Below are 22444 nucleotides of genomic sequence, written 5' to 3'. Positions count from 1 at the left end.
TGAACAAGTGCTCATATATGGTTTTGGATGAAGGGATGGGACTAGAATATGGAGACCGGTAGTCCTGCGGTTAAGCGAAAATTGGTGCTAGAAGGCCTGGATTGTGCGAATTGTGCTTTAAAAATCGAGAACGGCGTCCAGAAGATTGACGGGGTTTCGGCTTGTTCGGTGAATTTTGCAAACCAAACGTTGACCCTGGAGATGTCGTCGGACCGTTCGGATGACATTCTCGAGCAGACGAAGAAGAAGATTCGTACACTCGAACCTGGAATAAAAGTGTTGGATTACGGAGCAGCCTCCAAACCTAATCACGCTCATCATCAGGATCACAGCCATGATCACAGTACCGAAGCGGCAGAAGACGGACATGGACATACCCATGACCATGCCGCGGAGAGTATCAAAGTCATGGTTGCCCGACTGATTACGGGTCTTGCCATTGGCGCGGCGGCGTTCGCCTTACCTCTGAGCGAGGAGCTTGAATGGATCCTGTTTCTGGTCGCCTATCTGATCGTGGGCGGGGATATCGTTTTCAAGGCGCTGAAGAATATCGTAAGAGGTCAAGTGTTCGACGAATACTTCCTTATGTCGATCGCGACGGTTGGCGCTTTTATGATCGGAGAGTACCCCGAGGGCGTAGCTGTCATGCTTTTTTACCAGGTTGGCGAACTGTTCCAAAGCATTGCCGTTAACCGGTCGCGGAAATCGATCGGTGCGTTGATGGACATTAGACCGGATTTTGCCAACTTGAAGTCAGATGACGAGATTCGACGGGTGAGTCCGGAGGAAGTGCGGATCGGCGACTTCATCGTCGTGCGGCCCGGTGAAAAGGTGCCTCTAGACGGTAAAGTCATTGAGGGGCTTTCGGCCATGGATACTTCAGCGTTAACCGGTGAGTCCTTACCGCGCGAGGTAGCAGCCGGCGATGACGTGCTGAGCGGATTTATGAATAAGAACGGAGTTCTGACGATTGAAGTCACGAAGGAATTTGGGGAGTCGACAGTTGCCAAAATCCTCGATCTTGTAGAGAACGCAAGCAGCAAAAAAGCCCCGACGGAAAACTTCATTACAAAGTTTGCACGTTATTATACCCCGTTTGTCGTCATTGTTGCCGTATTGCTGGCCATTCTGCCGCCGCTGCTCTTCAGCGGCGAAACTTTCGCAGATTGGGTGTACCGGGCACTGGTGTTCCTGGTCATTTCCTGTCCTTGCGCCTTGGTGGTTTCCATCCCGCTGGGCTTCTTCGGGGGCATCGGCGCTTCCTCCAAAAACGGCGTGCTGGTCAAAGGTAGCAATTACCTGGAAGCGTTAAATGACGTCAAATACGTCGTGTTTGATAAAACGGGAACACTGACCAAAGGCGCATTTAAAGTGAACGGGATCTATCCGCAGAACGGTTGGACCGAGCAAGAGCTCTTGCGCCATGCTGCTTTTGCCGAAATGCACTCCACCCACCCGATTGCCCAGTCCATCAGGGAAGCTTACGGTCAGGAATTGAATGAAGAATGGGTAGCGAGTTATAACGAAATATCAGGACACGGCATTCAGGTTAGGTTCGAAGGCAGGGAGGTACTGGCCGGGAACGCGAAGCTTATGAATCAGGAAAATATTAAGTTCACCGCACCTTCCGAGCTGGGAACCATCGTGCATGTGGCGATCGACAAACAATATGCCGGTTACCTGGTGATTGCCGACGAGGTGAAAGCGGACTCGGCGCAAGCGATTCGTTTACTGAAAAATCTCGGCATAAAGAAGATCGTCATGCTGACGGGCGATATCAAGGCAGTGGGCGAGGCAGTCGGTAAAAAGTTGGGCGTGGATGAGGTCCGGTCCGAACTGCTGCCGCAGCATAAGGTCGAAGAACTGGAGAAGATCGACCGTCAAAAGTCGAGCAAAGAGAAAATCGCATTCGTCGGCGACGGGATCAACGACACCCCGGTGTTAGCCAGAGCCGATGTTGGCGTGGCCATGGGCGGTCTCGGGTCCGATGCAGCCATTGAAGCCGCGGATATCGTCATCATGACCGACGAACCTTCCAAGCTGGCTTCCGCGATCAAGATTGCAAAGAGGACCCGGCGGATTGTATGGCAAAACATCATTTTTGCCATGCTGGTTAAAGCGGTTTTCCTGCTTCTGGGCGCGTTCGGAGTTGCCACGATGTGGGAAGCGGTATTCTCGGATGTGGGCGTGACGCTGCTCGCTGTATTGAACGCGATGCGCGTATTGAAGATCAAACCGAATTGAATGGAAATGAACACAAGGACTGTCCCACACGGGGCAGTCCTTGTTATTTGCGGCACACTTTATCCATGGTTCGTGTGCTGGAGGGTTTGTAGAAAAATCTGCTCGATATGCCCGTCGTCGAGTGAATAATAGACGGTTTTCCCAACCTTACGCCGTTTAACGATTCGGAGATTACGCAAATATCGCAGTTGGTGAGAAACGGCGGATTGACCCATTTTGAGGAGTACGGTCAGGTCATGTACGCAGAGCTCATGTTTTAACAGGGCGCTGATGATTTTGACACGCGTCGGATCACTGAAGGCCTTAAACCAGTCCGCAAATTGAACGGCTGCTTGGTCATCGATCAGCTCTTCCTTGATTACGTCCAAATCCGCAGTTGTGCCCACGCAGTTCGTTTCGCATTCTTCCACCGTATTTATAGGCTGTGTCATTCATGATCACCCTTCTATTAGGCGTTTGCATCATTATATCAAAAAGGATGGGCTAAACGAAATTATTACAATTAAGCGGCTATTGTCATCACAATAACATATAAGGATATAACGAACAAGACAGCAAATCAGGATGCCACATGTGTGACATTCCGGAACTGATCTAAATGGAAATCAATTCAATTGATCTGATATTGACAAGGGACTCCCAAGTCTTTATTATACCTATAGGGGTATAGGTAGGTGATGAAGTTCATTGCAGGTGATCTTTCCGAAGAAGATGCATTCCAGGCTAATGGCAGTCATGACCCTAGTAGAGAGGCCGTGGAACTGCTTGTTAAAAGTAGATAGTAGATAAATTGAAACAGAAGAAGATATCAGGAGGCTGGAATATAAAATGGCATTTAAAGCAACAACTCCAAACGAAGTGGCAGAGCGTCTTAACAAAGGGGAAACCTTGTCTTTACTCGATGTCCGTGAACAGGACGAATGGATGGAAGGTCATGTAGCCGGAGCTAAACACATTCCTCTGGGTGAACTGGATTTAAGACTCAACGAACTCGACCCGAACCATGAAATGATCGTCATTTGCCGCAGCGGTAATCGCAGCAGAATGGCGTGTGAGTTTCTAAGTGAAAGAGGATTTCATGTTGTTAACATGACGGGTGGGTTAAGCGCGTGGACCAGCAATCTGGTTCGAGATTAATGGCAGGCAGGTGAAGAACAAGTGAATTATCTATTTTATGCAATCCTATTCCTATTCGTTCTCTGGATGCTCTATAGACAGTTTGCCCCCGTAAAGGGATTGCGAACTTTATCTGCCGAGCAGTTCCAAAGCGAATCCAAAGGCAAGAAAGTGATAGACGTTCGGGAGATTCATGAATATAAGCGCGGGCATATTAAAGGAGCAATCAATATTCCTTTAAGTCAGCTCCAGCAGCGAATGGGTGAGATTACTAAAGATCAAGCGGTTTATGTTTATTGTCAGAGCGGAATGCGGAGCAAACAAGCCGCCAAGTTGCTCGGACGTCATGGAATCAAGGAAGTCGCGGATCTTCGCGGCGGAATCATGTCATGGAGCGGACCCACCCAAAAATAATGATTCAACAGAGAAGTTAGTCAACCAGAAATAAGGTAGATAAGAGAGAACGAAAGGGAGTCCTTTCGTTCTGTTTTTTTATCATTTCTTAACCTAGGAACGAGAAGATGACCATGAAAGCGAGGAGTGGACACTTTGTATACGATTCAGGTCGGTTCATTCGTATTGAATGGGCAAATATTGTTGCTTTTCGCGTTCGGTGCGGCAGGATGGACTGCTCTCTGGAGTTATGAGCGAAGAATGAAATGGGATCATGAGCTGGCGGACGTTTCAATTCAAGCGTTCCTGATCTGGTTGTTGGTTTGGAAAGGAAGTCTTTTGTTATGGGAGCCCACGTCGGTGATTCGGCAGCCCTTATCGATCGTTTATTTTGATGGTGGAGTCAAAGGACGGTGGGCTGCGACATTCGCCGTTATAGGATATCTTCTTTATCACCTGATCAAGAGGAAAATGTCTTTTCTTAAGGTCGCTGAAGCAGCAACGATTTATCTAATGGCCGGGTTAACGGTTTACGATCTTGGATTGGCATGGTTTATACCAGAGCAAAAACTGACATTTCTGGCCACTTCCGCCTTGTCCCTCTTGATTGTGCTCTCCTTCCAATTCACTAAAGGACAGATCCTTTGGACGGGATTAGTAGAGAGAGGGTTATGGCTATGTATCGGTTTCATAGCGATTGGATTTCTGAATTCTAACAGAGTAACCGTTTTTCTATCCTTCAACTTCTTCCAAATCGTTGGGATTGCGGCTGCAGGAGGGCTATATTTTATTTTATCGGTAATGAAAAGGAGGGCCCCCTAGGTGGATCTATTGACGATGCTGATCGCTCTCGCAGCAGGCGCTCTTTCCTTTCTCTCGCCCTGCGTGTTTCCACTCATTCCAGCTTATATCTCCCATATCACCGGGTCATCGATTCAGAATAACAAAATGGAGGTGAACCGAAAACTTTTGTTGGAACGCTCCATCAGCTTCATCCTTGGCTTCAGTGTTGTCTTTATCGCGATGGGAGCGTCGGCGAGCATGGTTGGTCGAATTTTTGCAGAACAGAGGGAACTGGTACAAAAGGGGAGCGGGCTTCTCATCATCATGTTCGGGATGCAAATGATCGGGTGGTTGCAGCTTCGTTGGTTCATGTCGAATAAGTCCTGGGATACAGGGAAGATTCGAACGACGGGCGGCATCGTGCGATCCTTTCTAACGGGACTAGCCTTTGGTTCCGGCTGGACCCCCTGTGTTGGACTCGCTTTGTCTTCGATTCTTCTGATGGCCGGTTCGTCGGAAACCCTCGGGATCGGGATAGCGATGCTGGCTGTTTATTCTTTAGGACTTGGCATCCCGTTCCTCATCCTCTCATGGGTGCTGACTTTTTCAACCGGCATGATGAAGAAAATGAATAAGTACGTTCCGATACTTTCCAAAATCAACGGTTTTATTTTCCTGGCGCTTGGCTTGCTGCTATTTACGGGCCAACTTCAGAAGATCAGCGCATGGCTCGCCAAATACACACTATTCGATATTACACTATAAAGAGGGGATAAGCGGATGAAGAAAAACGGGTTGGCCATCCTTGTTCTAATTGGACTGATTGGTTATGGAGCATATGACTACGTAACTGGAGCGACGAAGGAAACAATAAGGCATCAATCGTCGGCAACGAACGAAAAACTGCCGATAGGAATTGAGAAGGGACAAAGGGCACCGAATTTCACGTTAAACGACTTAAACGGGAACCCGATTCAGTTGGCAGATTACCGCGGGAAGAAGGTCCTGATTAACTTCTGGGCTTCATGGTGTCCGCCGTGTCGTGCTGAGATGCCGCATATGCAACAGTTTTACGAAGACTACCAGAAGGACACCGTCATTTTAGGGGTCAATTTGACATCAACCGAGGATAGCCCCAAAGACGTTAGGCCGTTCATCGAGGAATTCGGTTTAACGTTCCCCATTGTTATGGATGAAGAAGGGGCCCTCATGGCGGACTATACGGTGATTGCCTATCCCACCACCTTTGTCCTCGATGAACAAGGAGTAATCCGTGAAATATTCCGCGGAGCCATCAACTACGAAATCATGCAAAAGACGGTCGATGCCTTTTAGAGGAATGGGGCAATCAGGATAGGACCATCCGTTCGTAAATGACTTATATAAGTTGGCAATTGACAAAGAGCTCCGATGATCTTAATATATACCTATAGGGGTATGGGTTTAAAAAAAGCTGTTCCATAATGGAAAAGAAGTTGAAACCTTCGTTGGGGTACAACCGCTGGAACGCTTTACGGCAGCTATTACGAAATATGCTGCGAACTAAACAAGATCAACTAAAGGCCAATCAGTTCTAAACTGATTGGCCTTTTCTTTATACAATCCACTGCATTTCCCGTCATAACCGTTCTTTTTTACCTATAAATTTGCTCATTGGGCGGGATTTAAACGTCTTACCAAGCGCAATCGAGTTAGCTTATCAGTACTTAAAATACTTCCGGGATTTAGGAAATACCATCGTTTAATCTAAGCTTCGCAAGGTTAGGATAAGACAGAATACTTAACTTCGTGAAAGAAGGGACCTTCGAAATGTTCCATTATACAGTCGAAACGATAAAAACGCCTGAACAAGCGATAGCGGAACTTACAAATCAACTGAAAGAAGAACAATTTGGCATCCTTTGGCAATTCAACATGAAGGACAAGCTTTATGAAAAGGGCGTCGAGTTGGACATCAACTATCATATCCTAGAAGTTTGTAATCCCTTAGAGGCGAAACGAGTGCTGACTGAAAATACATTAGTGGGTTATTTCCTTCCTTGTAAACTCGTTGTCTATCAGGAAAATGAAACAACCAAGATCGGGATGCCAAGACCATCGGCACTCATCGGACTTATTGAAAACAGTGAAATGATGAAGATCGCTTCAGACATTGAGAATAGACTTATTGCATGTGTGGAAAAGAGTAAGTAAACGGATCTCCACACAAAAACTACATACTTTCTACACGATTTCTATTTAAAATAGGTATCACTTAAAAACGATACTTAGAAAATAATGAGAATTCGCAGGAGGGCTTATGAAAAAATCAATTCAATTTGGAGTCGCCTTTTTAGCTTTGGCAATCGTGTTTACGGCTTGTACGAACTCTGGAAACAACAAGGCTGCCAATGATGAGAACTCCGTCCAAACTAGTGGCATTACAACAGTTTCTGAGGGACTACCCCAAATTCCATGGATTGCTTCTAAAAATACGACTCGGATCAATACGGATGATCCCATTCAGGCTGCAGTATTGATTTCACAGACACTTTGGATGGCAACAAGCGAAGATAATCGGCCAGGAAGTGTCATTCTGACTTCCTTAGATAACTGGCAAAATGCGGTCCTTAGCGCTGATTTGATCCATCACCCTAGTAATGGGCCCATCTAGTTCGTTAATCAGGACGGTATTCCGGAAGTTACCGCAAATGAGATGAAAAGGCTAAAGCCAAAAGGCGTGGAAAGTAACAGGGGAGTTCAAGCGATCTTGGTGGGCGATCTCGATGATAAAGTTGCGAAACAGGTAAATGAGCTCGGGTTTAAAACGGATTTGGTTACTGCTGATAACCCTGCGGCTTTGGGTAAAGCCATTGATGCTTATTACGCAAAGATCGCAGGTGAAACTCCAGCCTCCGTCATTATAGGGTCCATGGATCGGCAAGAGTATACGATACCTGCCATAAATTGGATTGCGCATATGCCAGAGCCATTGCTGTATGTCAAGAAAGATGAAGTGCCCCTGGAGACGAAAGAAGCGCTGCAGCTCCGGGAAGGGAAGGCCAATATTTATATTTTGGGACCTGAATCCGTGATTTCATCCCAAGTTGAAAATGAATTAAAACAATTCGGCGCTACCCAACGCATTTCGGGCGAAGATCCATATACAAATGCGGTTGCTTTTGCCAAGTATAAAGATCCAAAATCCGGCTTTGGATGGGGAATCACAACACCGGGACATAACTTTTCATTTGTAAACAGTGATTCACCGAATTTGGCCATAGCTGCAGCTCCATTTTCCCATTTAGGCAAACATGCTCCATTACTATGGACCTACAAAAATTCAATGCCTGAAATTGTAATGTCCTATGTCATGTCTGTGCAACCGAAGTTCGAGAAGTCCCCGACGGAAGGTCCCTATAACCACGCATGGCTTACTGGGACGGTGTCCACGATTAGTGAAGCTGCCCAGGGGGAAATCGACTCGATGCTGGAAATCGTGGCCAAGACTTCAGGGGGAGGACATGGCGGTCACTAACCGATTTATATCTTTTTACATGGAAAAACGCGGTTCTATGAGCCGTGTTTTTCTTTATTTTAAAAGTCCATATATTTCGCATGCTTTCTACACGCTTTCCACACAATCGCTCTATACAATTGGATGTATCAAATGAATTATTTATAAGGGAGGAATACAAATGGATTTGTCCTGGCTGCTGTTGTTGGCTTGTCCGTTAATGATGGTATTTATGATGTTTGGAATGAAGGGTCATGGTCATGGTTCTCATTCGGATCATTCACCAAATAGCCAAGCGATGCAAGCTCAGCTTGACGAACTAAAAGTGCAAATTGAGCAAATGAAGCATGAAATTCAAAAATGAACCCGGTAAACCAATCCGGGCTTCAAATTTGATTAAGGAGGAACTAACATGAGTTGCTGCGGTAATCATAACCATGACGGAAATCATCATGCAGACGGGAAATATCATCCCATTCTTGCTATTGCTGCTCATATGCCCATTGTCGCATTTCCTGCTGATGCCGATGATGAGTAAGAAACGACACTATTTTTAAGTTATACTATGATGTATGCGCTGGTCCGGTTTTCACTCGAATTTCTGCGCGGAGACTCATCACGCTATGCCTTGGAATGGATGGCTGGACAGTGGACCAGTGCAGGTATCTTCCTGATCTCTGCAACTTTAATGATCTATTTCTTCTTTACACGAAATCATGAGGCTAAAGCAATGCCTATGTAAATTGAATCAACCGGTAAAGGCGGTGGCAGCATGCCCAAACTACAGGTTCTTGTTGTAGACGATGAATGGAATATGCGCAATCTATTGCGGATCTATTTAACGCGAGAAGGGTTTGAGGTCAAAGAAGCTACTAACGGGAATGAAGCCTTGGAGATAGCGGCTAACCATCATTTCGACATTATTCTGCTGGATTTGATGCTGCCGGATATGGACGGGTGGCAAGTCTGCAAAAAAATCCGGGAGGGAGATCATGTAGCCATTCTGATGCTCACCGCGCGTTCGGAGACAAAAGACAAAGTTTATGGGTTAGGCATTGGTGCGGATGATTATTTGACGAAGCCGTTTGAACCGGAGGAGTTACTTGCCCGTATCTATTCTTTAATCCGCCGTTCGACGATTACGCAATCCATTAAGCAGCCAGAGCCTGTTATCGAGTTCCGCCATTTGAGAATATTACCAGAGGGTAGAGAAGTATTCATTCATGATCATCCTGTTGAATTCACACAGAAAGAGTTTGATTTATTCATCTCGCTCGCGAGAAGCGTACAACGTGCGTTCAGCCGCGAAGAGTTGGTAAATCTGATCTGGGGGACCGAATACGAGGGGGAAATTCGCGTCGTAGATACGCACATCAAGAATATCCGGGAGAAGACACAAAAGGCGGGACTCGGTTACAATCCGATTCAGACCGTGTGGGGCGTAGGATATAAGTTCAACGGAGCGAGTATGTCAAATGAAAAGGAATAAAATCGGCTTCAGGCTTGGTTTCATGATTCTCGCCGCTTTTGTTGTCGTGATTCTCTCTTTAGGATTCACGATTGATCGAATGTTCACAAATTTCTATAACTCTGAAATGAGAACAGAGGTAGATGAACTCACGACTCACTTCACAGCGATGAGCCAATCGCCTGAGATGTTGTCTGAAGAGACTCTGCTCAAGTTTGCCGATTTTTCAAACGTTAGTATTTTGTTTGTTTCTGAACAAGGAGAGGTATTGGCAAATTCCGGGCCCTATGAAAAATCGGACCGAACTTTCATTAAATCCAAGGACCTGAAACTATTATTTACCGGAAAATCCGTAAAACGTGAACATACCGATGTTAATGGAGAACGTTACTTCGTGGCTGCCAGACCCGTATTGGATACCACAGGCGTTAATATTAAGGCTGCGGTGTATGTCCTTTCTTCGACCCGGCATATGGATGAATCCATTTCGGCCGTTCGCGGCGTATTGATCCTCTCTGGCCTGGGTGCCTTTCTGTTGGCACTTGGAATCACATGGATCATCGCCAAAATCCTATCCCGCCCGCTGCTACAAATGCAAGTGGCCACTCGGAACATTGCCGCAGGTCATCTAGAAACGCGATTAACGATTCGACGTGATGATGAGATTGGTATATTGGCGGATTCGATCAATCATTTGGCCACCGAACTTCAGCGGTATAGAGATACGCGGCAGGAATTTTTCGCGAACATATCCCATGACCTTCGAACTCCGATCACCTACCTGGAAGGATATGCGCGAGTTCTCAAGAAGGGTCTCTATGAATCTGAGGAAGAGAAGGACCAATATCTAGGTATAATTCATGAAGAGGCGGTTCGTTTGCAGCACCTTGTTGATGATCTATTTGATTTGGCTAAGATGGAAGAAGGTAAAGTCAGCTTATCCCTGGAATGGATTGACTTAACGGAAATCGCGGACAACGTTGTTCAAAAGATTATGCTTAGAGCCTGTGAAAAGAGTTTAACTCTTCGTACTAAAATTAACACTCATGTTGCTCTCATTTACGGAGATGGTCTGAGGATGGAGCAAGTTCTTCTGAACCTGTTGGAAAATGCCGTGCGTTACACGGAGAAAGGCAGTATCACTCTAGAGCTGGATCAAAACAACACCTATGTTTATTTAGCAGTAGAAGATACGGGGATTGGAATTCCCGAAGACGAGATTCCTTACATTTTTGAGCGCTTTTATCGAGTCGAGAAATCCAGATCGCGACAGCACGGGGGGACAGGACTCGGTTTGCCCATCGCTAAAAAGTTAGTGGAATTGCAAGGAGGAGAACTCCTAGTTTCGAGCAAATTGGGCCAAGGAACTAGATTTGAACTCCGATTCGTACCAGGTTACCCGGGGGACTAATATGAAGAAGACGGATTGGTTTATCGTAATTCTGTTCGTGGCTATGGGACTGTCATGCTTAGTCATTTCGGCTTCCTCTTTCCGCGGTATATCCTTTTTTCAAATGGGGTTTTCCATTGGTAAGGCTTGCTTAGCCATGATGGGAGTAGCTGCGATTATGGGTATCATCTATTGGTTGACGCAAAAGAAGAAGCCTTGATGCTGACCCTGAATAATTAAGGAATTGCAGGTGCATATGCGGCTACTACCGATAACGGTACCGACGATAGCGGTAAAGCAAGGAACCCAAGCACCTTTGAACAAATGTTGCCGTATGCGAAACAAATGCACCCGGATCTCTCTGAGGAACAAATCCGAGGGATGTATAATAGCTGCCATGGTAGTAATGGCGGCAACACCTCGACGGGTATGATGAACAACACACGATGGGGCAACAGTATGATGAACTTCTAATGCTAAAATCCTGACAGGCCTCGCGAGTTGCGTGAGGTCTTGTCTTTTTTTTGAAAGGATTCGTATGGGACAAACCAAAACATGAATTGTCGATGATGAACTAAACCTTCTTCACGTAATTAAGGCCCATCTGGAGAAACAGGATTACCTGGTTTATGAAACAGAAGCAGGGCAGGGGGCTCATCTTTTTTCTGACTTATGTTACATAAGCATCGACCTCATTGTTGAGATTTCTGTTATCGGATCCATTGACTTGAATAAACATTCTTAATGGTAAACAGATGAGATCTGTAAAGTCTGTGTGGAGGTTTGTGAAGCGTGCGGAAACGAATGTAAAAAGCATGAACCTGAGCATTGCCAACAATGTGCGGAAGCATGTTTTAGATGTGCCGAAGCCTGCCGTAAGATGGCTGCATAATTAAGAACCCTAAAGCCCAACAGAAACGGGTTTTAGGGTTTTCGTCTGGTTTTAATGCGAAACCATCCTAACGTGGGTGGATAGAAGTACTGTCGGGTGACAAGAACATATATGCTTAAAAGTCGCGTAACTGCGGCTTTTTTTGTTTTATCGATCAATGTTCTTGTCAAAATCCTACGACAAGAACATACATCGTTAACCGAATTTGACAAGAACATATATCATTAACCGTGATTGATAGGAATTATCATTTATGAGTTCGTAGATGCTAAAAATGTTCCCGGGTCTTGTACACACCGCCCGTCACCATTTTATCAAGCCATATGAACGGTCTACTCATACGATTATCACTAGAAATAAGCATTCAAAAATCTTGGAAAAAGTAGGTTTGAACAGGGTGCGTCAAATTTTGACGTACCCTCTAAATAAATTACTTCCTATCGTATCTGTTAAGTTGAGCGACCTTCAAGCGCAATGATGTGGCATATTGTTCCAATAAATGGTATTATGAATTTTACTAAATATTTGTATGCGGTTTCTTGATATCAGAATAAATGATAATGAAGGGAGATTCGGCAAATATGAATGAACAAAGTGCTAAAAATAAAATAGCTTGGGAACATCGAGCATATGAATTTTGGAACAGACGAGATGGTTCTCCTAAGGATAAGGCAAAACAAATATTGGATAATCCCAAAGCACAGCTGAAAAAACATAAGCAGTATTTTGAGCAGATTTCAGGAAAAAAGATTGCTAATCTTTGTGGTTCAAATGGAAGAAAAGCAGTCCCATTAGCACTGTTAGGCGCAGATGTAACCGTATTTGATATATCGGAAGAAAATAAAAAGTATGCCCTAAATCTTAACTGTTAGTGGGTTGCTATCTTCTAATAGACATATAAAAAACGTAGCTAGCGGACGTCCTTCAATCCCAATATATTCTTCACAGCCTAACTCAAACAAATCCCTTGAGGATTTGGCATCCCCACAGCCTTAATCTAAAATCATCTTGCCATTAACTTCTCCAATGAGTTCACACATGACAGGCTCGAAAAGGCCTACGAATGATCGGAGATCTAGCTCGAGCGCGTCAGAAGACGCTACATGAAGCTGACAAAGTCAGAGGCGTAGAGAACCGTACCATAAGCAAAAGGAGATATTTGGTTGCCGGTGAGAAGAATAGGTATTAGCCTTGGGAATCTAGTTGATAATGCTGCGTCCAGTTGACGCTGTTTGAAGACGAGGTAAAAGCGATAGCACTAGATGAGGCGGTCGATTCAATTAAAGACCGTTTTGGATCCACGGCGATATCGTTTTGCGCAAGCCAAGGAGCGGTCACAAAAGATCGGGGGTCATTATAAATAGCAGCCTATGGATGCTGCCTTCACATATAAAATCTTTAGCTAATTTCCATAAATCAACAAGCATCTTTTCCAATCTCGAACACACAATATGACTGTAATACGATCAAACAGACAGGAGGACAATCATCATGAATAATATTACAGTCGAAGCTCCAGGTTTAAGTAGTATCATATTGAATTTGTTAAGAACTGGTGATATGGTTGGTCCATTACAGATGCCCAACGGAGCTACTTCTGCTTCACTAACTGCAGCAACTAGCCTGCCAGGACAAACAAATCGTAAAGTAGATGATTGGCCATTTCAAGTACCTAATGGTTATGTGCGGTTCAGCGGGGAATTTAGGACCGATCGGCATTCAGGTGACGTAGCAGAGTGTGGTTGGGCAAATAATAATCCAGTTGATGGAACAGTTCATGCATATGTAAAAGCATCACAAACGAATGGTTATGCACATGCTGAAGCAAGCAATGTTTATGCAATAAAACCCGAAGCAGCAGCAAAACTGTTCAAGGATAGTCTTAACAAGTAGATCAATTAGTTCATAAAGTAATTATCAAATGAAAAACAAAAAGCCAAAGCCGTAGCTACGGCTTTTTTTATTTTAATGATATCGCGACACAAGAACATAATCACCCGGACTGAAAGGGTTTTTTGGACGTGTCTAAAATGTAGATGTTGGGGAACAATTAGATTAAATAAAAGAAGACGATACATAACGCGATGGGTTGCTATCTTCTTATTAACATATGTACAAAATCCTAATTTTGCGAACATGTGTTCCTGTCGGGTGACAAGAACATATATGCTTAAAAGTCGCGTAACTGCGGCTTTTTTTGTTTTATTGATGTATGTTCTTGTCAAAAGCCTGCGACAAGAACATACATCGTTAGCCGAATTTGACAAGAACATATATCATTAACCGTGATTGATAGGATTATCAATTAAGTAATTGGTGTTGTGAATGTTTACTGGATTGATATTTCCATCGCAACATATCTGCACAGTAATTACTTTTGCAGATATTGGAAGGATTAGACAGTTAGTTTGTCGAATTAAGCAGACTATCATTGGAATTTAGGCGTGTCATGGTTGTAGGTTAATCTTAATGGAGAACAACGAAATCAAAGGGTGTGAGCTAAAATGAGTTTTGAACTTAGGGAGGAAATTCTCAAATTAATTAGTTCAATGCGAGAGGACGATTACTGGGACTTTAAAGAAAAATTCCATTCAAGTGCTTGTGACCTGCTACATGATATCATTTGTATGGCTAATAACCGTGTTGATAGGGATGCATATATTATTTTTGGCATAACTGATAAAACCTTCGAAGTAGTTGGTGTTGAGAACGATGAGAACCGAAAGAATCAGCAACAGATGATAGACTTTCTAAAGAACAAAAAGTTTGTCTCTGGTGTTCGTCCTCGAGTAGAAATGCGAACGGTTAGGATCGAAAATCATGAAGTTGATGTTTTGGTTATTAAAAATAGTACGGATACGCCTTACTTTCTAACCGAAGACTTCCCTAATGTAGGAAGAAGAGTTCGAGCCTATCATATTTATACGCGCGTCGGAGACACGAATACTGATATTGATAAAAGTGCAGATATCAACAATATCGAATACCTCTGGAAGAAGCGATTTTTAATGACGAGATCTCCCTTCCAACAGATCATGAAACGTATTGAAAACAGGTGCGAATGGGAATTGGATGACAATGTATACTACAATGTGTATAATCCTGAGTTTACCATCACACTTGAATACGATGATGAGGGACCTGAACTACTTCCCGAATTTTACGCTTATGCTATGACTAACTCGTCAACTATGTACAAAATGTTGAGCATCAAACATTTTGGAACACAGTTATTTAAAAAACAAATAGTCATTCTCGATGGTGGAAGATATTTCACACCTGCACCTGAATGGGAATTCCTCAATTTCGGAGATTTAAGGACTCATACTGATTATGCACTAAAGTATTTTATCAAGGACAGTCCTGCTTACAAATTGAATGAATTTTTATTTGATGAAGAGGATCACGAACAGAGGTATGCTAGAAAGCGATTATTCGACTTTGTTCTTTTATTTGAGGATGCCTTTGAGAAGGATATTTTTCTTGATTACGTACACCATCGTAAAGACGATTTTTTGAATAGAATAGCTGAACTAGATGGAAAGTATTCATGGATCGATTCTAATACTAAACGTCGACAGGAACAAATTATGTTACGCTTAAAAATAGGGAAAGTTCTAAACAAGATGCTTACTGAGTTTCGACAACAGACTAATATTATATAGTTTCTTCCCGGAGATAGTAATTAATAATGAAATAGACTGTAATTAATGGATACAGTCTATTTCTCATTGGCTACACCTACAACAAGACAAAAACTATTTAGAAAGCCAAAGATGTTACCAGCACCTTGGTTATGTGTTGTTATCTTGTTAATTTAGTAATATCCAATTGTACTCGAGTTCATAACAATTATTATTTCGAAAAGACTCAACGAATTTTGCAATGGAAGGGGAAGAACATTTATGAACAAAAATGTTGTGGATCCTATTGCGGTGTATGCAACTTATAGCGATATATTCGGACAGAAGTATGACAAAGGAAGATTGATCGAAATTATTAAAGCTCTACCTCTTGGTGGTATTTTCACAATTCTCTCTCAATTAAATTCTATCGAAATTGAAAATGCTAGAATAAGAAAAAACTATTTCTCCTATATAACTTTAAATATACCGAACTCCACTTTTATTCTAGAAAAATATAAGGATCGTATTCTGTATACTCCCCAGGGGTTATTAACTATTTGGAAATGGCTTTTCGTTTATGGAGACTTTGACAAAATTAATGACGAAATCAATATTGATCATGGAATAAACTTGATTCTATATTTACACCTGATTATTTCCGATTATTTGTATGATGTTAATGACAATAAGGATCTAGTTTATGATTTCTTCAGTAACATGAACTTTAACTCTCAACAAGATGTCGGCTCTTCCATGGCCAGAGCTTGTGTAATTTATGATGAAATATCGAAGGAAGATCATTTATTTAATAGTAAAGAATATATAGACATAAGTAGAGCCTTTATGGAGAAATACGGGTATAGTATTAAGGAATTCGTGGCAATAATTTTTGCAATTTTAACATCCTTTATTAACAAAAGGGAAATAATATCTCCTTCAGCTGGCATAAATTTAGAAAAGTTCTCTTTATTTTCCCCGATTGAGAAAATAGAATCTATATTAATGAGTTTGTCAGTCGATATAGATACAATAAAAAACTGGTCCCTTGAAAATATAGACAATAGTTGGAACTTTCAGCTATTTCGAGAAAAGCCCTTATTGAGATTAGACAATGGGATATTTCTTTCCATCAGTTTAAGCTTTTTGTATGAACAAATCTATAACCAACTCTTTTTTAAAATAAGAGAGTGCTTCTCAAAAGATAATACTCAAATAATAAGTTTCATTGGCAGATGTTTTGAAAAATATGTCGAGAGAATTACTGAAGAAGCTACACGCGAATCTCAAATTAGTTATGAGCTAATTAAAGAATTTAGTTTTGGTAATGATAAATCACCTGACTGCATGATAAGGCTAGGAGATAAATTACTTGTGATAGAAGCAAAAAGTAAACGACCGAAATTAGATTCATTAATAAATAGTAATCCTGATACCATTGAGTCTGACTTAATTAATATGATTAAGCATCCTTTAGAGCAATTACATAACTGTATGAAAAAGCTATATGAGAAAAGTCATCCTGTTGTCCATGGAGTAAATGAGGTTTATTTAATGGTAGTTACTCAAGCTACTATTACTGCACTTCCACCTCAGATTAGTGAAATTTATAATGAAGTTATGACTTTATCTGGCGTGCCGGTTAAAGGTTTGTATCATCTTGATATTGAAGAATACGAATGGTTGCTAGCGATCTTGTCGAATAAAGGAGCTAAACCAATTTTTAGGATCCTCAATAATAAGAATAAACTTGCACCATATTCGTCATTTAAGAACTTTGCATTAAAAGGCTCTTATTCGAGAAGAAGGCTTAGTTACATAAACCAAAAATTTTTACACCATACAATCGATTTTGGAAAGATCCTTGTGGGGGAAGAATGGTACGGGGCTGAGTGACCGAACGCAGTACTTAGTTTGGGATGAACCCGATAGCTGTATTATATTCACTAACGAAATACGGTCCTTGCCGTGATATATGCGAGAGTAACATCAAGGTGAAAGCATGAAGAATAAACATGATACGAGATTAGGTGAACATTTTAAGTTTAGATGGGAGAGGCATCAATGAAAGATAGTCGTAACAACCGGAGTGTAGAACACTGAGGGTTAGAGCTTTCACAATAAAATCTGAACTTAGAGATAACTCAAATAAAAGAGCCGATGATTTCTTAATAGGCTCTTTTATAATAATTGTAAAATGATTTAAACGTGTGAATAGCATTCCCACCGATACCCTGACGTGAACCCGGCTGGTCAATAATTGATTTCTCGCTATATCTATGCCGACGTAAGGTGGTGGGGGGAGGTAGTGAATGCTGGCAGGAGAAAATAAAGTATTTAGTTTGTTGTATTTACACGGTATTGACATAGGGAAATTGCCCGTTTTTGAAAACCAAGGGTTAGACTAACTCTAAAATATGAAAAGTCGACAGCCAAAAACTAGGATATGAGGTTCTAGACTGTCATCATTTCATTTTGAACAATAAATGCTTTCATCTGCATAAACCAGGATAAAATGAATGAGAATTTCAAATTTATTCTTCATATATGTCTACTGTCATTTCAACACGAATACCTTCATGCAAGTACCCTTTATGGACTTGTGCTATCTCCTTCATGCAACCTAAATCTATTGGAGCAACGTGTAGACGCTCAATAACTTCCTTTTTATTAGTTTTAATGATCACTCGTGCTTCACTTTGCTCTGCAAAGCGGATGTGTTTTAGCAGTAATTCTTTAGGGTATTCATTGACACCAAAATCCATCCAACCATAAGGACCGTGTTTCTCAAAATCAACATATGATACATTCCCAATAATTATTTCAGTATCTTCTAAACCAAGTTGCCTCAATGCTTTATACAATCTATTCTTAAACTCCCCAAAGTTGTTAATAACTATCAATGCAGGTTGGTCTTCTAATGGTTTCTTTTCAATATCTTCCGGTAAAGAGTTATCTGAGAAATCTCTAAAATATGAAGCTGGTATATTAGCGGTTACCCTGTGTTGACCCTCACCATCAGGACAAGGGAACAAGCTGTATTTCATGATGTACACACAAAAGCAAGGCAACTCTAAACTTCGTTTATCTTTCATAAATAGTCGGCTTCCGCTTACTTCCTTGAGTAATGGTCTGGTATTAAGATTTAAGATGCAGCTAGACTCATATTTTTGAGTTAATTCAGAAATACGTTCAACATCTAAGCTATCACAAAATGCCAGGGTTCCCTCATAGCTATCCCCTCGTCCATCTCCATATTTTTTTGAGTAATCAATCCACGATTGAGGGGTGTTGAATTTGATTGTTCCTTTATCTAAAAAGGCATCAGCATATTTCGAACTAGTTAATCTAAAGGCAGCAGAAAAATCATTAGGTTTTGCCCATTCTCCCATAAAGCACCTCTCTTGTTCTTGTTTAAGTGAAACATCGGTATTAAACTCACTAAAGCTTTCAGTCAGTCTAACACTTTATTTTCTCAGTCTACAACTATATTCCCAGTCTAAAAACTTTAGGCATTATTTTGGTTTCAAAAGAAAAAGGTTAGAGGGAAATGGATTAAAATTTTTTGTAATGGTTTTGAAACTAACTCGCCGCTGTAGTAGGAGAACGTGCAGTATGTTATGTGTATAATCAAAGAATCTTTATGCTTAAGCTATTGATTAATAATATTGTACTGAAGACCAATTTCCTGTCTATTAATATAAACTATCGACATATCTTCAGCTTTATTGAAACTTAAGAATGCGTAATTATGATAGTCTTCTCCTCTAACACCACTATATTGGATTCCGTTATAACCTATTTCCTTACAACAATCTGCGATATAATTTGTCAATGCATAGTTATCATTATAAACACCATCAACATCAGAAATCTCTCTGATCAAACTATTAAATCTGAACAGTAGTCTATCGACATTTAACATTGTCAAGGTTTCTTTTATGTGGATATGTGCTATACAAATGTCTTGTTTACTAGTCGGGTTAACTTCAAAAGGAATGTATTCTTCTTTACTACAACAATACAATACTGAACTTCCTACTGGATTATACCTTCCATGACTAGCCCATGTCTGAGGAGGATTCCACATCTCATTTGGCTCGTAATTGATTGCACTTTTGGATATTGTACGACCACGAAACACAATAACACCTGGCTCTAATACTTCATAATGTCTCTCAATAAAATGGGTTTGAAGCAGTTTGTAGATCTGTTGCCCAACAGGATGCTTAAAGCCCAATAAAGGATGTTTTTGTAGATAATACCGAAATTCAATTAAATCTTCTTCCTTAAAAGTAATGCCGTAATCTGATGCAAAATCTCTTAACTTAAAATAGTTTAGACGTTCGTGTAAATAATTGATCTCTTTCTTAGTAAAGGCCCGGTCATCATCATAAAAAGTGAACTCACTATGATTAACTAGTAAATCTGAGTCATACTTATTAAATCCAAATCCACAGTTCTGACATGAAAGCATAGCTATAAGTTCATTAGTTGTTTTGTGTGATAATATGCCAGGAATTAACAAGGGGATTGGTGTACCCAAATTCTCTAGATCCTTTATATCTTGCTCAGACAGATCATATTCACTCCTACCACGGTCATTCTCATACAAAATATGATCAATAATTGCTCCTTCACAGATATTACAGTATTCAATTTTTTTCGAAACAGACTCTGAAAGTGTTAAAAATGATATTTCCATTATTTTTTCGCTTTGAATATAAAAACTATCCTGTTTGATTTCCTTCCCGCATTGACATATTAAATCATCATAATCTGTTGCTTTATCAAAGTAAGCTTCAAGGTAAATTTTATCAGTGCCTAGTAACGCTTTCCTTATAGATCTTTCTTCATTATTCGTAAAGCAGGTGGGACAATTTAAATTTATGTACATACTTTACACCTTTCAAATTTTTTTGATGTTGTAGCTTGAAGTGTGCAGTTATTCAGCTCATTTTTACATGTTACAGAGTGAGTCATACTATTTCTTACGAAAATAAATAATGAGTAAAGAAACAGAAGATTAGACTGTAATTGCAGAAGATATCATCTCCTATCATTCGATATCTTTCTTTTAGAATAATCTTTTTTGCGGATAAAAAAAAGTTAGGAGAACGGAGGAAAAAGCAAGGTCGGCTTGAATAGACAGAATTGAAGGGGATTTACTCCTGATTTTTTTGGAGGGGTAGATAATGATACGAGAACTACTTCACACATCATCATTTGAGCCGATTGTCTGAATGAAAATAAGATAACTAACAAGTCGGTTAGAGTGTGCCCAATATATATATATATATATATATATAACTAGGCGGACGATCCATTCAGAAGCAAATCTTACCCAAAAGGTATTCCAGGTATGCAAGGAGTTCTTTTTTGAAAATGACAGAAGGCGTGCAGTGCGGAACATCCATGTATCACTGATAATTTTAAAAGATGATGATGTCACACAATTTGATTTACTTGATGACGGCACGGAAGAACGCCAATTAGATCATACTATGGACGCGATCCAGAAGAAATTTGGTTAAACATCCCTAAACTAGACTCGCAGCTTTATGTAAGGCGGTACCTTATTGGATATAAAATCAAAATTAGTAGGCATAGACAATGATTAATGACCGCGAAAGAAATAAATGAACGCCCTTTTTAATACCGGAACACAAAGTGAAGATTGAAAAGTTTTACGAAGAGCAGATACGATAAAATAATGGTACTAAGATCAAAAGAGTACCAATAGTGGTACTCCTTCATCCTAATTTTTCTTTCCTATTTCCTTTAACAAGTGAAGCCTGACTTTGTTTTTTGGAATTACTCTTATTAATACTTACGCTTTGCTGAAGTGCCTCCAACAGATCTATAACCATCTCATCTTCTTGTACCTGTTTATATGAAAAATGCTGTCCCACGATTTTTGATTGAATTGCAGCCTGTAACCTTTCTTGCTCAGGGTTGGAGAGAGTACTTAAATCTGTTTTTCCTGCCATCCCCTTAATAATTTGTAGGGCTAATTTCAGCTGAGTATCATCAACAGAAGTGTTATCACTGAGATTAGGAACACTGTTTACTTTACGTATCTCATTAGCATAATGCATCGTCGCTAATTGTATACATTTCCCATCCAAAGCTCTCATTACACATAATTTTGTGTTCGAACGGAGAGTCAATCTACCCACAGCTAACCGTTTAGAGGTTTCGAGCGCTTTTAGAAACAAGTTATAGGCATTATTTCCATGTGTATCTGGCCCTAGGAAATATGCTTTCTGAGAAAACATCAGATCAATTTGATCTTCTTTAATAAAGTCAATAATATTGATTCTTTTGCTTGATACACCTTGAATCTTTTCTAATTCATCTTTCTCAAAAGTTACATATTGATTCGTATCGATTGGATAACCTTTTACTATATCTTCGTGTTCAACCGAGACGTTGCAAATGGGACAATACCTTTGATTTTTTATAGAAACATGACAATTACGATGAAGCATATGAAGGGATATTTCTTTATCCTCAGTAGCCGCGTAAAGTTTTACAGGAACATGAACTAATCCAAAACTAACAGAACCTTTCCAAATAGTATGCATAGAAAAACCTCCTAACGTTTATTAGGAAGTCATTCCCATAAAATCAATCAAATAAACCGCAATCCTAGTTTGGGACTGCGGTTTGACAAAACTTAAACATTAGAAAGTTATTTTTCAAAAAACTCATCCAAAAAAAGTTGAATCTTTCTTAAGTCACTCTTTTTCAAACCTATCAAAACATCCATTAATTGATTTAACATTATATCTTTTTCATTTAATACAGACTTTTGATACTTGGTGTAAGAAAAGAGATCTATTACAGGAACCCCTAATGCATTAGCAATTTTGATTAAATTGATTAAGGTAATATTTTTCTCAGCTCTCTCAACGCCGCCTATATATGAAAAGTGAAAACCGGCTTTTTCACCGAGTTGTTCTTGGGACAACCCTTTAGACTTTCGAATGTCGCGAACACGCTGCCCGATCTTTATCATTATGGAAGTTTCCATTGT

Annotated in this window: 23 protein-coding genes and 3 pseudogenes; 20 read left to right on the top strand and 6 right to left on the bottom strand. The window is 40.8% G+C overall.

Translation table 11 applies throughout. From position 1 onward, the window contains the following. Window positions 1-48: 48 nt before the first annotated feature. Complete coding sequence (locus tag MKZ15_RS12010) at window positions 49-2244, top strand: heavy metal translocating P-type ATPase (protein WP_339816337.1); 2196 nt, start codon at window positions 49-51, stop codon at window positions 2242-2244. A 59-nt stretch (window positions 2245-2303) separates the two neighbouring features. On the opposite strand, the gene MKZ15_RS12005 is transcribed toward MKZ15_RS12010, so the two are convergent. Continuing rightward, the gene (locus MKZ15_RS12005) at window positions 2304-2675 is read right to left on the bottom strand and encodes a metalloregulator ArsR/SmtB family transcription factor (protein WP_193416235.1); all 372 of its coding nucleotides are present in this window, start codon (window positions 2673-2675) and stop codon (window positions 2304-2306) included. 397 nt (window positions 2676-3072) lie between these two features. On the opposite strand from MKZ15_RS12005, the gene MKZ15_RS12000 reads away from it, so the two are divergent. From MKZ15_RS12000 to MKZ15_RS11925, 16 genes and pseudogenes are all read left to right on the top strand, one after another. Beyond that, complete coding sequence (locus tag MKZ15_RS12000; protein ID WP_339816336.1) at window positions 3073-3381, top strand: rhodanese-like domain-containing protein; 309 nt, start codon at window positions 3073-3075, stop codon at window positions 3379-3381. A gap of 21 nt (window positions 3382-3402) precedes the next feature. Continuing rightward, window positions 3403-3774, top strand: a complete 372-nt coding sequence (locus MKZ15_RS11995; protein ID WP_336244898.1) for a rhodanese-like domain-containing protein — start codon at window positions 3403-3405, stop codon at window positions 3772-3774. A 135-nt stretch (window positions 3775-3909) separates the two neighbouring features. Beyond that, on the top strand, window positions 3910-4575 hold the full coding sequence (locus MKZ15_RS11990; RefSeq protein ID WP_339816335.1) for a hypothetical protein: 666 nt from the start codon (window positions 3910-3912) through the stop codon (window positions 4573-4575). Next, complete coding sequence (locus MKZ15_RS11985; protein ID WP_339816334.1) at window positions 4576-5301, top strand: cytochrome c biogenesis protein CcdA; 726 nt, start codon at window positions 4576-4578, stop codon at window positions 5299-5301. It abuts the gene before it with no gap. 15 nt (window positions 5302-5316) lie between these two features. Beyond that, the gene (locus tag MKZ15_RS11980; protein ID WP_339816333.1) at window positions 5317-5871 is read left to right on the top strand and encodes a TlpA disulfide reductase family protein; all 555 of its coding nucleotides are present in this window, start codon (window positions 5317-5319) and stop codon (window positions 5869-5871) included. A gap of 474 nt (window positions 5872-6345) precedes the next feature. Continuing rightward, entirely contained in the window at window positions 6346-6729 is a 384-nt protein-coding gene (locus MKZ15_RS11975) for a DUF302 domain-containing protein (RefSeq protein WP_339816332.1), read from the top strand. 106 nt (window positions 6730-6835) lie between these two features. Next, a complete protein-coding gene (locus tag MKZ15_RS11970) occupies window positions 6836-7189 on the top strand; it encodes a hypothetical protein (protein WP_339816331.1) in 354 nt (117 codons plus the stop codon). A 96-nt stretch (window positions 7190-7285) separates the two neighbouring features. Continuing rightward, window positions 7286-8053, top strand: a complete 768-nt coding sequence (locus tag MKZ15_RS11965; RefSeq protein WP_339816329.1) for a hypothetical protein — start codon at window positions 7286-7288, stop codon at window positions 8051-8053. Window positions 8054-8213: 160 nt separating this feature from the next. Further along, window positions 8214-8396, top strand: coding sequence for a DUF2933 domain-containing protein (locus MKZ15_RS11960; protein WP_193416241.1), 183 nt, complete (start codon window positions 8214-8216; stop codon window positions 8394-8396). Window positions 8397-8444: 48 nt separating this feature from the next. Beyond that, the gene (locus tag MKZ15_RS11955) at window positions 8445-8570 is read left to right on the top strand and encodes a hypothetical protein (protein WP_339816328.1); all 126 of its coding nucleotides are present in this window, start codon (window positions 8445-8447) and stop codon (window positions 8568-8570) included. An 18-nt stretch (window positions 8571-8588) separates the two neighbouring features. Further along, window positions 8589-8774: pseudogene (locus tag MKZ15_RS11950) on the top strand (prolipoprotein diacylglyceryl transferase family protein); the annotation flags it as partial. 30 nt (window positions 8775-8804) lie between these two features. Further along, entirely contained in the window at window positions 8805-9521 is a 717-nt protein-coding gene (locus tag MKZ15_RS11945; protein WP_339816327.1) for a response regulator transcription factor, read from the top strand. Beyond that, the gene (locus MKZ15_RS11940; protein ID WP_339816326.1) at window positions 9508-10911 is read left to right on the top strand and encodes a HAMP domain-containing sensor histidine kinase; all 1404 of its coding nucleotides are present in this window, start codon (window positions 9508-9510) and stop codon (window positions 10909-10911) included. Before MKZ15_RS11945 ends, MKZ15_RS11940 begins: the two co-directional genes overlap by 14 nt. A 1-nt stretch (window position 10912) precedes the next feature. Then, the gene (locus MKZ15_RS11935) at window positions 10913-11110 is read left to right on the top strand and encodes a hypothetical protein (RefSeq protein WP_193416246.1); all 198 of its coding nucleotides are present in this window, start codon (window positions 10913-10915) and stop codon (window positions 11108-11110) included. Between the two features lie 537 nt (window positions 11111-11647). Continuing rightward, a pseudogene (locus MKZ15_RS11930) lies at window positions 11648-11782 on the top strand (four-helix bundle copper-binding protein); the annotation flags it as partial. 581 nt (window positions 11783-12363) lie between these two features. After that, window positions 12364-12654, top strand: a complete 291-nt coding sequence (locus MKZ15_RS11925; protein WP_339816324.1) for a hypothetical protein — start codon at window positions 12364-12366, stop codon at window positions 12652-12654. A gap of 48 nt (window positions 12655-12702) precedes the next feature. Here the strand turns inward: MKZ15_RS11925 and MKZ15_RS11920 are convergent. After that, window positions 12703-12816 (bottom strand): annotated as a pseudogene (locus MKZ15_RS11920) (SAM-dependent methyltransferase); the annotation flags it as partial. A 457-nt stretch (window positions 12817-13273) separates the two neighbouring features. On the opposite strand from MKZ15_RS11920, the gene MKZ15_RS11915 reads away from it, so the two are divergent. The 3 genes from MKZ15_RS11915 (at window position 13274) to MKZ15_RS11905 (ending at window position 17301) form a co-directional block, all read left to right on the top strand. Further along, window positions 13274-13675 carry a hypothetical protein gene (locus MKZ15_RS11915; protein ID WP_339816323.1) on the top strand — a complete coding sequence of 134 codons (402 nt, stop codon included), beginning with the start codon at window positions 13274-13276 and terminating at the stop codon, window positions 13673-13675. Window positions 13676-14286: 611 nt separating this feature from the next. After that, window positions 14287-15447 carry an ATP-binding protein gene (locus MKZ15_RS11910; protein ID WP_339816322.1) on the top strand — a complete coding sequence of 387 codons (1161 nt, stop codon included), beginning with the start codon at window positions 14287-14289 and terminating at the stop codon, window positions 15445-15447. 240 nt (window positions 15448-15687) lie between these two features. Next, complete coding sequence (locus MKZ15_RS11905; protein WP_339816321.1) at window positions 15688-17301, top strand: hypothetical protein; 1614 nt, start codon at window positions 15688-15690, stop codon at window positions 17299-17301. A 638-nt stretch (window positions 17302-17939) separates the two neighbouring features. Here the strand turns inward: MKZ15_RS11905 and MKZ15_RS11900 are convergent. From MKZ15_RS11900 to MKZ15_RS11885, 4 genes are all read right to left on the bottom strand, one after another. Continuing rightward, on the bottom strand, window positions 17940-18797 hold the full coding sequence (locus MKZ15_RS11900) for a hypothetical protein (protein WP_339816320.1): 858 nt from the start codon (window positions 18795-18797) through the stop codon (window positions 17940-17942). 260 nt (window positions 18798-19057) lie between these two features. Then, window positions 19058-20302, bottom strand: a complete 1245-nt coding sequence (locus tag MKZ15_RS11895; RefSeq protein ID WP_339816319.1) for an RES domain-containing protein — start codon at window positions 20300-20302, stop codon at window positions 19058-19060. Between the two features lie 856 nt (window positions 20303-21158). After that, the gene (locus MKZ15_RS11890; RefSeq protein ID WP_339816318.1) at window positions 21159-21992 is read right to left on the bottom strand and encodes a Ku protein; all 834 of its coding nucleotides are present in this window, start codon (window positions 21990-21992) and stop codon (window positions 21159-21161) included. A 107-nt stretch (window positions 21993-22099) separates the two neighbouring features. Further along, complete coding sequence (locus MKZ15_RS11885; RefSeq protein ID WP_339816315.1) at window positions 22100-22441, bottom strand: helix-turn-helix transcriptional regulator; 342 nt, start codon at window positions 22439-22441, stop codon at window positions 22100-22102. Window positions 22442-22444 lie beyond the last annotated feature (3 nt).

Origin of the sequence: Paenibacillus sp. FSL R7-0216 (assembly GCF_037969915.1) — a bacterium.
Classification (GTDB): Bacteria; Bacillota; Bacilli; order Paenibacillales; family Paenibacillaceae; genus Fontibacillus; species Fontibacillus rhizolycopersici.
Note: the sequence above shows the minus strand (reverse complement) of the source record. Positions and strands in the feature narration are given on the sequence as shown.